Source organism: Roseateles sp. 22389 (assembly GCF_052044995.1).
In the GTDB taxonomy this organism is placed as follows: domain Bacteria; phylum Pseudomonadota; class Gammaproteobacteria; order Burkholderiales; family Burkholderiaceae_C; genus Roseateles.
In genome coordinates this window covers 323,041-335,437 of sequence record NZ_JBQEOF010000001.1, presented here as the reverse complement: position 1 = coordinate 335,437, position 12,397 = coordinate 323,041, and the positions used below count along the sequence as shown (strand labels likewise).

Sequence of the window (12,397 nt, the reverse complement as noted above, 5' to 3'; positions counted from 1 at the left end):
CACCATCGCTGCCCCGGGCGGCGCCGCCGGCAGCGCCGCGCAGGCCGCGCCCAAGATGCCGCCGCAGATCCCCTACATCATCGCCAACGAGGGCTGCGAGCGTTTCAGCTTCTACGGGATGCGCAACATCCTGACCGTGTTCCTGATGACCAGCCTGCTGCTGGCCATTCCTGAACCGCTGCGCAAGGGCGAGGCCAAGGAGGTGTTCCACACCTTCGTGATCGGCGTCTACTTCTTCCCGCTGCTGGGCGGCTGGCTGTCCGACCGCTTCTTCGGCAAGTACAACACCATCTTCTGGCTGAGCCTGGTGTACTGCGCCGGCCACGCCTGCCTGGCGATCTTCGAGAACAACCTGCGCGGCTTCTACTTCGGCCTGTTCCTGATCGCGCTGGGCTCGGGCGGCATCAAGCCGCTGGTCAGCTCCTTCATCGGCGACCAGTTCGACAAGAGCAACCGCACGCTGGCGCAGAAGGTCTTCGACGCCTTCTACTGGATCATCAACTTCGGCTCGTTCTTCGCCTCGCTGCTGATGCCGGTCTTCCTGGACAGGTTCGGCGCCAGCGTCGCGTTCGGCATCCCGGGCGCGCTGATGTTCCTGGCCACCCTGATCTTCTGGAGCGGCCGCCGCAAGTACACGCATGTGCCGGCGGGCCAGTCGCACCGCGATCCCCATGGCTTCCTGAAGGTGGTGCGCACGGCGCTGCTGGCGCAGGCCCCGGGCCAGGGCCGCGGCGGCCTGATCGTGGCCGGCCTGGGCGTGGTGCTGGCGATCGGGGCGCTGGCCCTGACGCCCAACCTGGGCTTCGTGATCGCCTTCTGCTCGGCGCTGGTGCTGGTCATGGGCTTCGGCGGCATCGGCGCCTGGATGCAGCTGGAACGCGCCCGGGCGGTGCATCCGGCCGAGGCCGTCGAAGGCGTGCGCCAGGTGCTGCGCCTGCTGGTGCTGTTCGCGCTGGTCACGCCGTTCTGGTCCCTGTTCGACCAGAAGGCGTCGACCTGGGTGCTGCAGGCCGACCAGATGGCCAAGCCGGAGTGGTTCAAGTCCTCGATGATGCAGGCGCTCAATCCCGCCCTGGTCATGATCCTGATCCCGTTCAACAACCTGGTGCTCTACCCGCTGCTGGCCCGCCTGGGCCTGAAGGTGACGGCGCTGCGCCGCATGGGCGCGGGCATCGCGTTCGCCGGCCTGGCCTGGATCGTGGTGGGCGGGCTGCAGCTGTGGCTCGACGACGGCCACGCGGTCGATATCACCTGGCAGGTGCTGCCCTACGCGCTGCTGACGCTGGGCGAGGTGCTGGTGTCGGCGACCGGCCTGGAGTTCGCCTACAGCCAGGCGCCATTGGCGATGAAGGGCGTGATCACCAGCTTCTGGAACCTGTCGGTGACCATCGGCAACTTGTGGGTGCTGCTGGCGAATTCGAGTGTCAAGGGTTCGGCGGTGACGACCTACATCCAGTCGACCGGCACCAGCGTGACGGCCTTCCAGATGTTCTTCTTCGCCGGCTTCGCGCTGCTGGCGGCACTGCTGTTCGCGCTCTACGCGCGTGGCTACCGCATGCAGGACAACTACCGGGGCTGAAGCTCCACTCCTCAAGGAAGCGACAACGATGAATCGACTCCTCTCTCTGGCCACCGCGCTGGCCCTCCATGCCGCGATCGCGACGCCGGCGGCGCTGGCACAGACCAGCGTCAAGCTCAACCTGGTGCCGCTGCCGTCGACGCGGCAACAGGTCGACCTGACCATGGACACCCGCATGAACATGTCCATGCGGCTGCCGGCGGACGCGCCCGAGCAGGCGCGCGCCGAGGCCGAGCAGCTGAAGGCCGCCATGCCGTTGACGATGACCATGGCGATGCGCCAGACGCTGTCGACCTCGGCCAAGGCGGCCGATGGCGGCTACACCCTGGATGCGGAGATGGCGACGCTCAAGACCGAGATGCGCAATGCATCCGGTCAGCTTCAGCCGCTGCCGCCGCCGATGACCTTCCGCTTCAACGCGCGGCTGAAGGACGACCAGTTCGAGCAGATCGACATGCAGCTGCCTGCCACGGCCGCGTCCCAGGCGCTGAGCAAGGAGCTGCAGGAGCAGCTCTTCAACCAGAGCTTCGACTGGATGCGCAAGTTCAACGGCGTGACGCTGAAGGTCGGCGAATCGGTCGAGGTGCCGGTCGAGATGAACCTGCCGATGGGCGCGTCCAAGCAGCTGGGCAAGGTGGTGGGCCGCTACACCCTGACCGGCGTGCGCCAGGGCGTGGCGTCGTTCGATGTCGCGGTGACGATGGCCATGGACGTCGCGCTGCCGGTGTCCGCGCCGGCGTCGGCGGCCTCCACCTCTGCCGCCGCCTCCAGCGCGACGGAGGCGACCGCCCCGGCGCCGGCCGCGTCCGCGCCGGCCGAGGTGAAGGGATCGATGACCGCGACCGGCAGCGGCAAGATGGACGTGCGCCTGGCCGACCGTCTGATGCTCCGCAGCACGATGTCGATGACGATGGGCATGGACATGGCGGGACCGCAGGGCAAGCTGCTGCGCATGGACACGCAGATGAACATGGCCAGCACCGGCAAGGCCTTGCCCGCTGTGAAGAAGAAGGTCGCGCCGGCCAAGCCCGCCAGCAAGAGCTGAGCGCCTGATGCGCGCCGGGGACCCGGCGGCGCCGTGACCAGGACCGCCCGAGGGCGGTCCTTTTTCTTGAGCGCGTCAGCGATCGAGAGCGGCAGCCCAGAACAGCGACAACAGGAAGGTCGCCATCAGCGCCAAGCAAAGCCATCGCTCGCTCTCGAAGAGCTTCACCGACATGTCGGCTTTCGCGTTCGCAACCTCCACATGGATCGCCTGAGAAATCGCGAGCGCTTCTTGCGCGTTCACGCCGGCGTTGATCAAGGTCCTCGTCGTCTCAACGTTCATTGCATGGCTCCTGGCAAGGGGAACGGAAGGGATCCCACGAGCGAGGCAATCTAGGCGGAAGTGGATCCGGTTTCACTGGCCCATCCATGCGTCGTTGAGCGCGCGCCCTGAGCGGGGACGCTGCTGCCTCACCGCCGGCGCAGCTCGCGCATGCCGGGCAAGGTCGGGATGACCTCGCGCATCACTTGCTGGAACGCGCGCAGCCGGGCCGGCTGCAGGCGGCGCGATGGATACACGAGCGAGATCGGCAGCGGCGTCGCGCACCAGTCCGGCAGCAGGCGCACCAGGCGTCCTTGCGCGAGGTCGTCGATGACCGCCCATTGCGAGACCAGCGCCAAGCCCAGGCCGCGCCGCGCGGACTCGATCAGGGCGAACAGGCTGTCCGTGCCCAGCCGGGGCCGGAAGCCGATGTGCAGGTTCGCGTCGCCCGTCGCCGCGCGCAGGTCGATGCCGTCCCGGTAGAAGGCCAGCAGCGCCAGCCAGGGCTGCGCACCGAGCAGCGCCGCGATCTCCTCCGGTGTCTTCCGGTCCAGGCCCTTGGGCAGCTTCTTCGCGAGCGACGGCGCGGCCACCAGCACCCGCGGGACTTCCGCCAGCTGCGTGGCGATCAGGTTGGGCTGGCTGATCTCGCCCACGAGCAGGGAGCAGTCGACGTTCTCCCGGCTGAAGTCCGGCAACTGGTCCTGCAGCATCCATTCGACCGACACCCGCGGATGGCGCTTCAGGAAGGCGGCCAGCGGCTCGATCAGCTGGCTCTGCCCGAAGGCATGCGGCACCCGCAGCCGCAGCGTGCCGGAGAGCTCCTCGCCACCATCGAGCTCCTCGGCCAGCGTCTGCCAGCCGTCGATCAGTTCCTGCGCCTGCGCGGCGCAGCGCTCGCCCTCCTCGGTCAGGCGCAGGCCGCGCGTCGAGCGCTCCACCAGCCGCGCGCCGAGCAGCGATTCCAGCATCTGCACCCGGCGGCTGACCGTCGGCTGCGTGGTCGCGAGTTGCAGCGCCGCCGCGGAGAAACTGCCCGCCTCCGCGACACGGAGGAAGGTCTGCAGCAGCGCGAGGCGGTCCTGGCCGCCGTCCCGGACAAGGTCTTTCATGGGACGCTTTATACGCCGGGCGTATGGCCGCTGTGCGTGCGGGGCCGGTTCCGCGGGCGGGCGCCCATCCGAAGAATGCGAGGCATCCCGGTGCCGGAGCGCCGCCGCCCACCGATTCCCGCATCCTCGTTACCCTTCCGGAGTTGCCATGTCCGCCCTGCCGCTGACTTCGCCCTCGACACCCACCGTGACATCGACCTCGACCGCCTCGCCGCCGGATGCCGGCGCAACGCCTTCGGCGCCGCTGATCGTCCTGCTGGCCGCATCGGCCGGCCTGGGCGCCGCGTCGCTCTACTACAGCCAGCCGATCCTGGCCCCGCTGGCCGAGGATCTGCACGCCTCCACCGGCGGCATCGGCGCGGTGCCGATGCTCACCCAGCTCGGCTACGCCGCCGGCATCCTGCTGCTGACGCCGCTGGGCGACCGCTTCGACCGCCGCCGCGTGATCCTCACCAAGTTCGTGCTGCTGATCGCGACCCTGCTGATGAGCGGCTTCGCACCGGGCTTCGCGCCCTTCCTGGTCGCCAGCGCGCTGCTGGGACTGACGGCGACGCTGGCGCAGGACGTCGTGCCGATGGCCGCGGCGCTGAGCCCGGCCGAGCACCGGGGGCGCATCGTCGGCCAGGTGATGACCGGGCTGCTGCTGGGCATCCTGCTGTCGCGCGTGATGAGCGGCGTCATCGCGGACCTGCTGGGCTGGCGCTGGGTCTACGGCCTGGCGGCGCTGGCCCTGACCGTCGCGGGCCTGGCGAGCTGGCGCTGGCTGCCGTCCTCGCCGCCGGCGATGCGCACGACGTATGGCGGCCTGCTGCGCTCGCTGGGCGGCCTGTGGCGCGCCTGGCCGACGCTGCGCCGCGCCGCGATCGCGCAGGGCTTGCTGGCCGTCGCCTTCAGCGCGTTCTGGTCGACGCTGGCGGTGATGCTGCATGCGCGCTTCGGCCTGGGCAGCGCGGTGTCGGGCGCTTTCGGACTGGCCGGCGCGGCGGGCGCGCTGGCCGCGCCGCTGGCCGGCCGCATCGCCGACCGGCGCGGTCCCGGCGTGGTGACGCGGCTCGGCGCCCTGCTGGTGGTGCTGTCATTCGCGGCGATGTCGGTCACCGCCTGGCTGGACCGTGGTGCGGCGATCGCCGTGCTGGTGGTGCTGGCCGTCGTCTTCGACTTCGGCGTGCAGGCGGCGCTGGTCGCGCACCAGACCATCGTCTACAGCCTGGACCCTGCCGCGCGCAGCCGCCTGAACGCGTTGCTCTTCACCGGCATGTTCATCGGCATGGCGACCGGCGCCGCGCTCGGCAGCCTGCTGCTGGCGCACTGGGGCTGGCTGGGCGTGACCGGCCTGGCGACGGTCGCGAGCGCCGCGGCGCTGGTCGTGCGGCTCACGGCTGACGAGTGAGGCGCCTGGCGGGGCAAGCGCCCCGCGTCTCTCGTCAGAGGAAGGCGGCGCGGATCTCGTCGAGGGCCAGCGGCACGATGCCTTCGTCGACGCTGAAGATCGTGCGGGCCTGTTCGCGCTGCTGCACCCGTTCTCCGCGAGCCCGGACGTGCAGGTCGAACAGCGTGTACAGATCCGGCCGGATGGTCTCGTGCATCGCGCGCAGCATCTGCGAGATGCGGCCGTGGTTGCCCGGCACCGCGTTGTGCCAATGGGGATGCTCGGTCAGCGCCAGATCCGCCCAGAGCATCTCGTGGCGTTCGAGATCCAGGATCAGTGGCAGGCAGATCTTCGTGTTGGCGCTGATGTCGATCTTGTCGACCACCGTCCGGGCATCGAAGGCCTCGCCCGAGCCGGGATGACGCCGCGACATCCAGCCGGCAAAGCATTCCGGCAGGTCGCAATAGGCCTGGGCCGTGTAGCTGTTGATGCACATCACGACGAAGCGCGCGCCCCGCTGATGCACCTTCGGGAGATCCAGGTCGATGAACTCCGCCGCGCCCTGTGGCGCGTCGACGATGTCGCCGCTGTGCACGCCGTAGCCCCCCGTCCCGCGCAGGTTGTAGAAGCCCAGGGCCTCGACGAGCCGGTATTCGCTGTCGAACATGGCCGCGGACAGGTCGATGTCGGTGCGGCCCCGGCCGTTCTTCCACCACAGGAAGAAGCGCAAGGTTTCCCCCATGGGCAAGGGCACGCGGCTCCCGCGCGCGAGCGTGCGCAGCGACTTGGAGGCGCTGCGCTGCGCCAACGGGATCATGTAGGTGCGCAGCGCCGGATCGATGTAGCTCGGGCCGAGTGGCGCGAGCTCGGCGAACCGCGCCAGCAGGGCTTGCTCGCACGCGTCGACGATGGTGGCGGCCAGCGCCTGCGGCACGGCGGGCCTCTGGTCCGCGATCGAGAAGATCTTCGACATCTCGCCTTTGGGCGTGAACGCGCGGATCGCCGGCGGTGCCGCGCGATGCCGGAAATGCGTCATGACCTGAAGCAGCACGGGCGTCGACACGCGCGGCGCGAGCGCCGCGAAGCGCGCCGCCAGTTCCGGCGTGGCGGCAGGCGAGCGCAGCAGGACGTCGAGCTTGCGCGCGTACTCGCCGGGGCGCTCCGCCAACCGGGCCGCGGCGGTGGCGACATCGCCCGTCGCGAGCGCGCGTTCGACGCCGCTGGCCCAGTTCGGAGGCGCCGTGTCGTTGCGCAATTGCTGGAAGGCCTCGTGCGCCTGCGGGAAGCGCTCGGCGAACTCGCCGGGATGCAGCCGCTCGCCCAATCGCTTCCAGGGCTCACGCCAGCGCATCATGTCCTCGACCGGACGGTGCATGCCCTCCAGGGCCTGGAGGATCAGCTTGCGCCAGGCGCGCCCCATGCGGCCGAAGCGCGTTGACGCCGCCAGCGACGCATCGCCTTCGAAGAGCGAGACCGCGACGCGCAACAGGTCGGTGGCAGTCCCGCACTGCGTCAGCAGGAAGGCATTGGCGCGCTCACCCGGCACCTCCCGCAGCAGCATGGCGGCCACCAGCGCGAGGTTCTCCTTGAAGGGGAACTTCGCGGGCAAGAGGCGGAAGATGCCCTCGCGGTACTGGCGGATGAACCAGGTCACATCCTCGCGATCCTGCTGCGACAGCGACGTGGGTGCGCCCGCCAGCTGGGTGAAGATCCGTTCGAACTCCTCCGGACTGCCCAGATCGAGCACGCGCGGCCGCTTGCCTTCGAGCGCCGCTTCACGGCGCGGCTCGTCATCCGGCAAGCGGCTGTGCGTGAGGTAGTGATGGATCGCGTTGAGGAACAGCTCCGCGTCCGACGCCGCCATCACCTGGTCAGGAAAGCCGGGATAGAACGGCCGGTGCGCCTGATGCGCGCCGGTGAGCTGGTGAAGCTCGCGAAGGAGATCGCGCGACACCGACGCAAGCCGAGCCGCGTCGAGCGTCGCAAGGCGCGCGGACAGTGCTTCGGACATGACGTAGCCCAGCCCCGTCAACTCCTTCTGAAGCGTGGCGAGCTGCGTGGACGTCGCCGCCCCTTCGCCGGCGGCCACATGCAGCTTCGATCGACGGCGGACAAAGATGGCGTGCAAGGTCGTCCCCTCCCCGGGCGCTCCGGAAAAAACAACGCCTGCCGGGCGGCAGGCGAAGGGCGGAAAGCGGAGGCTCTAGATCAGTGGAAGAGAAGGAAGAACCCCCATAGCCGCGCCGCGACCTTATCACGGGTGCCCGCCCCTTCGCCAACACCGCCTCTCGCGGGCCCGATCAGTCTCCGCGACCGAGGTAGGCCCGGATCGCGCTGATGCGGCCTTCGTCGTCAAAGTCCAGTACGTCGACCACGAACAGCTCGATGTGCCCGTCGACGACGATGCGCAGCTCGCCAGCGACGGAGCGGTCGCCTTCGAGCACGCGAAGCACGTCAATGCGGATCGACGCCGCGGATTCGAAGTTCTTGCGCGTCTCGGCGATCGCGGCATCGCGGCCCTTCACCGAAAGGTTCCAGTCGCGCAGCGTCACCTCGGGCGCGAGCATCGCGGCGATGCCGTCCAGGTCCTTCGCTTCGTAGCGGCGCAGGTAGTCGATAAAGATGGCTTGCAGGCTCATGAGGGGGTGTCGGACGGAAGGCAAGGAAGGCTGCCGCCAGGGCCGGCCCGGATCGCGGCGTATTGTGGCGCGAAGCGGCTGGCTCACACGCGGCGGAACAGTCCCGGGTAATCCACCACCAGGCCGTGCTCGTCGACCTCCAGGTCAGCGGTGAAGCCGGACCCATCCAGCGACTCGAAGCGATAGCGCCGCTCATCGAGCCGCGTATAGGCCTGAGCCTGTGGGCGGACGGTCAACGCGGTGCCATCGACCCACGCCATGCGGAACTCGCGCCGCTCGCCGACCGCCAGGGACACACGCCGGATCGGAAAGCTGTTGGTGAACGGCGTAGGCCAGATGTCGATGTCGAGGCAGCCCTCCAGCGCGGGGAGCGCCGCGCCGCGGTCATCGGTCCAGTGCCCCTGCCCATCGGTGGCCAGGCGCATCGTGCGCGCCGCGACACCCTCCCCGCCGATCAGCAACAGCGCCGCATCGCGCAGGCACCACTGCGCGTCCCAGTTCAAGCGGTAATGGAGGCGGAACGGTCCGCGTTCGTCGTCGATTGCAACGACCAGCCCGTCGGCCTGCCCTTCCGAGAGGCGCAGATGTTCGATGCCGACGTCCGGATGCGAAGCGCTCCAGCTCGGAATCCAGCAAACGGTGCAGGGGATGGGCGACATGTCGGCTCCTGTCCCTGGCTGGGCAATCGACGTGCGAGAGCCGCTCGGGTCAATCCTGCGAGGGCGCCGGCGGCGAATGGCAGGCCACGCACAGCTTGTTCCCGTCGGGGTCGCGGAAGTAGGCGCCGTAGTAGTGCTCGTGATACTCGGGGCGCAGGCCTGGCGGACCTTCGCAGCGGCCGCCGTGCGCGAGCGCCGCCGCATGGGCGGCATCGACCATCGCGCGCGAGTCGGCCATGAAGGCCGTCATCTGGCCGTTGCCCGCGGCGTGCGCCATGCCGTCGAAAGGACGCCCGATGAGGAAGAGCGGCCGCGGCCCCGGCACCGACTGCCAGCCGGCCCAGGGCCGCGAGGGATCACAGAAGCGCTGCGGCAGCTCGAGCGCCGCCATCAGCGGTGCATAGAACGCGAGCGACCGGTCGAAATCGCCGACGCCGATGAACACGTGCGAGAACATGGCGGTGCCGCGCTTACTGCGTCCGCCCGCGCCAGCCGAGGAGGCTCACGCCCAGCGCCACGAAGCAAGCGCCGAAGCTGCGGTTCATGATCCTCACGCGGCGCGGCGATGCCAGGCCGCGGCGCAGCGCGCGGGCCAGCACGACGTAGAAGCCATGCGCCAGCACGGCGCACAACGAAAAGGTCACCGTCAGCACGACGAAGTCGCGCATCGCCGTCTCGGGGTGATTCATGAACTGCGGAAACAGCGCGGTGAAGAACAGGATCGCCTTGGGATTCGTGAGCGCGACCAGGATGCCGCGCAGGAACAGCGCCCGGCGTGACAGCCCTGCCGTTTCGGCGGCGGCCGCGTCGCCATCCGCGATCGAGGCCATGCGCTCGCCCTGGCGCCATTGCTTGACGCCGAGCCAGATCAGGTAGCAGGCGCCCAGCAGCTTGACGACCAGGAAGGCCTTGGCCGAGGTGCTCAGCAGCACGCCCAGCCCGGCCGTCGTCGCGGCCGACACCGCCAGCAGCCCGATCGCATTGCCCAGCGAGCCGACCATCGCGCGCCGCGGCCCGACGCTGAGCGAGTTCGAGATCGCCATCAGCACGGCCGGTCCCGGCGTGAAGGTGACGAACAGCGCCACGCTGACAAAGCCCAACCAAGCGGTCACATCCACGACGAACTCCCAGCGCACGACACAGCGGCGATGTTAACGGCGGCGTTCTCGCAGCTAGGATCGCCCGATCGATTGACCCTCGAGCGGGAGTGCCCCATGCGATCGCTGTTCCACCTGGCCTATCACGTGCGCGACCTCGACGATGCCCGCGCCTTCTATGGCGGCGTGCTCGGCTGCGAGGAAGGCCGCAGCACCGACACCTGGGTCGATTTCGACTTCTTCGGCCATCAGATCTCGCTGCACCTGGGCGAGCCGTTCAAGACCGGCAACACCGGCAAGGTCGGCGATCACCTGGTCCCGATGCCGCACCTGGGCGTGATCCTGCGGATGCCCGAATGGCGCGCGCTCGCGGACCGGCTGGAGGCGCGCGGCATCGAGTTCGTGCTCAAGCCCAGCGTCCGCTTCGCCGGCCAGCCGGGCGAGCAGGCGACGATGTTCTTCCTCGACCCCTCGGGCAATCCGATCGAGATCAAGGGCTTCGCGTCGACGGACGGCATCTTCGCCACCTGATCGATGGACGGCCCGCAATGTCCCGGAGGGACGCGATGAGCGACGCCGTCGCGATCGGCCCCTTGGTCCTGCCGTGGACCTTCGTCCATCTGTGCATCGCGGTCGCAGTCTCGAGCGCCGTAGCCACGGTGCTTGCCCGCCGGCGCCAGCTGGATGTCGGGCCGCTGCTCTGGCGATGCCTGCTCGTCGCATTGCTGTTCGCGCGGCTGGGCTTCCTCTATCAATACAAAGAGCTCTACGTCGAGCATCCGCTCAGCGTCCTCAACCTCCGTGATGGCGGCTGGTCGCCCGAGATCGGGATCATCGCGATGTGGATGTACGCGACCTACCGGTTGAGGAACGCGCCGGCCTTGCGCGTACCGGCGACGGTGCCGCTGTCGATCGGGGCGGCGCTGATCGTCGCGGGGCAGATCCAGCTCGCGCTGCAGCCCGCTTCCGCGCCGCTGCCGGCGCTCCAGTTCACGCAGTTGAACGGGGAGCGCCTGGATCTCGCCGCGCACGGCGGCAAGCCGGTGCTGGTCAACCTGTGGGCGACCTGGTGCGGGCCCTGCGTGCGCGAGATGCCGATGCTCGCGCAGGCGCAGCGCGATCGCCCCGACGTGCGCTTCGTGTTCATCAACCAGGGCGAGGACGCGCCCCATGTCGCGAAGTGGCTGGGCGCTCAGCGCCTCACGATGGACAACGTCGCCATCGATGAACGGCGTCAGGCAAGCGCGACATTCAAGCAGGCGGGTTATCCGACGACGCTGCTCTTCGATGCGTCCGGCCGCTTGGTGGCCAAGCGCACCGGCGAGTTGTCGGAGCCCGCCCTTCAGGCGATGCTGACGCGGCTGCGCTGAGAGAGTCGGCATCGTGCCTCCCTCTGCATCCCACACCATGCAACTCCGCACCATCACGCTCGACGACACCGCCGCCATCGACCTGATCGCGCAGCGCATGCGGGCGACGCTCGTCGAGGTCGAAGGCGAGGAGGCTGGCGGTGGCATGTACTCGATGGACTGGCTGCGCGATCGCGTGCGATGGCATCTGGACGGGCGCGCCGCTGAAGTCGTCGTCGCCGAGGATCCCGCCGGCGCGATCGTCGGGCACACGATCTATCGGATTGAAGCGGACGCGGACGACGCACCCTTCGGCCTCGTCTCCACGACCTACGTCGTGCCGCAGGCGCGGCGGCTCGGCGTCGCGCAGCAACTGCTCGCGCGCGCCGAGTCGTGGTTCCGAGGACATGGCCTGCCCCAGTGCTGCACCTGGACCTCGTCGACGAACGCGCCGCTGATCGCGCTCTACGCGCGCAACGGCTTCATGCAAGTGGAGCGCGCCCTCAACGAGCTGACGCACACGCCCATGGTCCGCCTCGCCAAGCAACTCGCTGCACGGTGAAGAAACTCGCGGGTTGATCTCCCCTGAAGACAGGGCCGCGGGCACGCACCTTGCCGCCTCTGCGGCATGAACGCTCCATCCCGCACCGTCCATCTCTACCTCTTCGAGGGCTTCGCCGACTGGGAGGCCGCTTATGCGGTCGCCGGCATCAACACGCCGGAATTCCAGAAATCGCCAGGCACCTGGCAGGTGAAGACCGTCGCCGCCGCGGGCGCCAACCTGGCGCGATCGATGGGCGGTCTCTCGGTAATGCCGGACATCCGGCTCTCGACGCTGTTCCCCGACGACAGCGAGCTGCTGATCCTTCCCGGCGGTGCCGGCTGGGACAAGGGCGAGCACCTGGAGGCAGCGAAGAAGGCCAAGGAGTTCCTCGATGCCGGCAAGCGCGTGGCCGCGATCTGCGGCGCCACGGCGGGCCTGGCACGGCTCGGCGTGCTCGACGACCGCCAGCACACCAGCAACGCGCTGGCCTACCTGAAGGGCGTGCCGGAATACGCCGGCAGCGACCGCTACGTCGACGAACCCGTCGTCATCGACCGCGGGCTGATCACCGCCGGCGGCATGTCGGCGCTGGACTTCGCGCGCGCCATCTTCGAGACGCTCGACGTCTACGAGCACCAGACGCTCGAGGCCTGGTACCAGTTGAACAAGACCGGCCAGTCGGCCTGGTTCGCGAAGATGGCACAGGGCGAAGGACGCTGAGCGTCGCGGCCCGGTTGCTTCAA

Annotated in this window: 14 protein-coding genes; 7 read left to right on the top strand and 7 right to left on the bottom strand. The window is 69.1% G+C overall.

Annotated elements, in window-relative coordinates; translation table 11 throughout:
• The first annotated feature begins 55 nt into the window (after nucleotides 1-55).
• Together ACTJKJ_RS01495 and ACTJKJ_RS01490 are read left to right on the top strand one after the other, a co-directional pair.
• Entirely contained in the window at nucleotides 56-1,579 is a 1,524-nt protein-coding gene (locus ACTJKJ_RS01495) for a POT-type proton-dependent oligopeptide transporter (protein ID WP_440819557.1), read from the top strand.
• Between the two features lie 28 nt (nucleotides 1,580-1,607).
• On the top strand, nucleotides 1,608-2,624 hold the full coding sequence (locus ACTJKJ_RS01490; RefSeq protein WP_440819368.1) for a hypothetical protein: 1,017 nt from the start codon (nucleotides 1,608-1,610) through the stop codon (nucleotides 2,622-2,624).
• Between the two features lie 75 nt (nucleotides 2,625-2,699).
• Here ACTJKJ_RS01490 and ACTJKJ_RS01485 read toward each other — a convergent pair whose 3' ends face one another.
• A complete protein-coding gene (locus ACTJKJ_RS01485; RefSeq protein ID WP_440819367.1) occupies nucleotides 2,700-2,906 on the bottom strand; it encodes a hypothetical protein in 207 nt (68 codons plus the stop codon).
• Nucleotides 2,907-3,034: 128 nt separating this feature from the next.
• Nucleotides 3,035-3,997, bottom strand: coding sequence for a LysR family transcriptional regulator (locus ACTJKJ_RS01480; RefSeq protein ID WP_297383093.1), 963 nt, complete (start codon nucleotides 3,995-3,997; stop codon nucleotides 3,035-3,037).
• 148 nt (nucleotides 3,998-4,145) lie between these two features.
• On the opposite strand from ACTJKJ_RS01480, the gene ACTJKJ_RS01475 reads away from it, so the two are divergent.
• Entirely contained in the window at nucleotides 4,146-5,387 is a 1,242-nt protein-coding gene (locus ACTJKJ_RS01475) for an MFS transporter (protein WP_183492735.1), read from the top strand.
• A gap of 34 nt (nucleotides 5,388-5,421) precedes the next feature.
• On the opposite strand, the gene ACTJKJ_RS01470 is transcribed toward ACTJKJ_RS01475, so the two are convergent.
• From ACTJKJ_RS01470 to ACTJKJ_RS01450, 5 genes are all read right to left on the bottom strand, one after another.
• Nucleotides 5,422-7,494 carry a TerD family protein gene (locus ACTJKJ_RS01470; RefSeq protein WP_440819366.1) on the bottom strand — a complete coding sequence of 691 codons (2,073 nt, stop codon included), beginning with the start codon at nucleotides 7,492-7,494 and terminating at the stop codon, nucleotides 5,422-5,424.
• Between the two features lie 172 nt (nucleotides 7,495-7,666).
• A complete protein-coding gene (locus tag ACTJKJ_RS01465; protein ID WP_091726555.1) occupies nucleotides 7,667-8,005 on the bottom strand; it encodes a nuclear transport factor 2 family protein in 339 nt (112 codons plus the stop codon).
• Between the two features lie 83 nt (nucleotides 8,006-8,088).
• Nucleotides 8,089-8,664, bottom strand: coding sequence for a putative glycolipid-binding domain-containing protein (locus ACTJKJ_RS01460; RefSeq protein WP_440819365.1), 576 nt, complete (start codon nucleotides 8,662-8,664; stop codon nucleotides 8,089-8,091).
• Nucleotides 8,665-8,713: 49 nt separating this feature from the next.
• Nucleotides 8,714-9,121 (bottom strand): VOC family protein, encoded by a 408-nt coding sequence (locus ACTJKJ_RS01455; RefSeq protein ID WP_440819364.1) that lies wholly within the window; start codon nucleotides 9,119-9,121, stop codon nucleotides 8,714-8,716.
• A gap of 13 nt (nucleotides 9,122-9,134) precedes the next feature.
• Entirely contained in the window at nucleotides 9,135-9,782 is a 648-nt protein-coding gene (locus ACTJKJ_RS01450; protein ID WP_343603684.1) for a LysE family translocator, read from the bottom strand.
• Between the two features lie 96 nt (nucleotides 9,783-9,878).
• On the opposite strand from ACTJKJ_RS01450, the gene ACTJKJ_RS01445 reads away from it, so the two are divergent.
• From ACTJKJ_RS01445 to ACTJKJ_RS01430, 4 genes are all read left to right on the top strand, one after another.
• Nucleotides 9,879-10,292 carry a VOC family protein gene (locus tag ACTJKJ_RS01445; RefSeq protein WP_343603685.1) on the top strand — a complete coding sequence of 138 codons (414 nt, stop codon included), beginning with the start codon at nucleotides 9,879-9,881 and terminating at the stop codon, nucleotides 10,290-10,292.
• A gap of 35 nt (nucleotides 10,293-10,327) precedes the next feature.
• Nucleotides 10,328-11,131: a redoxin family protein gene (locus tag ACTJKJ_RS01440; RefSeq protein WP_440819363.1), complete on the top strand. Its 804-nt coding sequence runs from the start codon at nucleotides 10,328-10,330 to the stop codon at nucleotides 11,129-11,131.
• A gap of 37 nt (nucleotides 11,132-11,168) precedes the next feature.
• Nucleotides 11,169-11,672: a GNAT family N-acetyltransferase gene (locus ACTJKJ_RS01435; protein ID WP_343603687.1), complete on the top strand. Its 504-nt coding sequence runs from the start codon at nucleotides 11,169-11,171 to the stop codon at nucleotides 11,670-11,672.
• Nucleotides 11,673-11,738: 66 nt separating this feature from the next.
• Nucleotides 11,739-12,374 (top strand): DJ-1/PfpI family protein, encoded by a 636-nt coding sequence (locus ACTJKJ_RS01430; RefSeq protein ID WP_147241042.1) that lies wholly within the window; start codon nucleotides 11,739-11,741, stop codon nucleotides 12,372-12,374.
• The last annotated feature ends 23 nt before the right edge of the window (nucleotides 12,375-12,397 follow it).

Bases quoted from the DNA above. Each gene is read 5' to 3' on its own strand.
- ACTJKJ_RS01430 (WP_147241042.1), top strand. From the start codon at position 11,739: ATGAACGCTCCATCCCGCACCGTCCATCTCTACCTCTTCGAGGGCTTC.
- ACTJKJ_RS01475 (WP_183492735.1), top strand. From the start codon at position 4,146: ATGTCCGCCCTGCCGCTGACTTCGCCCTCGACACCCACCGTGACATCG.
- ACTJKJ_RS01435 (WP_343603687.1), top strand. From the start codon at position 11,169: ATGCAACTCCGCACCATCACGCTCGACGACACCGCCGCCATCGACCTG.
- ACTJKJ_RS01490 (WP_440819368.1), top strand. From the start codon at position 1,608: ATGAATCGACTCCTCTCTCTGGCCACCGCGCTGGCCCTCCATGCCGCG.
- ACTJKJ_RS01445 (WP_343603685.1), top strand. From the start codon at position 9,879: ATGCGATCGCTGTTCCACCTGGCCTATCACGTGCGCGACCTCGACGAT.
- ACTJKJ_RS01440 (WP_440819363.1), top strand. From the start codon at position 10,328: ATGAGCGACGCCGTCGCGATCGGCCCCTTGGTCCTGCCGTGGACCTTC.
- ACTJKJ_RS01460 (WP_440819365.1), bottom strand. From the start codon at position 8,664: ATGTCGCCCATCCCCTGCACCGTTTGCTGGATTCCGAGCTGGAGCGCT.
- ACTJKJ_RS01455 (WP_440819364.1), bottom strand. From the start codon at position 9,121: ATGTTCTCGCACGTGTTCATCGGCGTCGGCGATTTCGACCGGTCGCTC.
- ACTJKJ_RS01495 (WP_440819557.1), top strand. From the start codon at position 56: ATGCCGCCGCAGATCCCCTACATCATCGCCAACGAGGGCTGCGAGCGT.
- ACTJKJ_RS01485 (WP_440819367.1), bottom strand. From the start codon at position 2,906: ATGAACGTTGAGACGACGAGGACCTTGATCAACGCCGGCGTGAACGCG.
- ACTJKJ_RS01480 (WP_297383093.1), bottom strand. From the start codon at position 3,997: ATGAAAGACCTTGTCCGGGACGGCGGCCAGGACCGCCTCGCGCTGCTG.
- ACTJKJ_RS01465 (WP_091726555.1), bottom strand. From the start codon at position 8,005: ATGAGCCTGCAAGCCATCTTTATCGACTACCTGCGCCGCTACGAAGCG.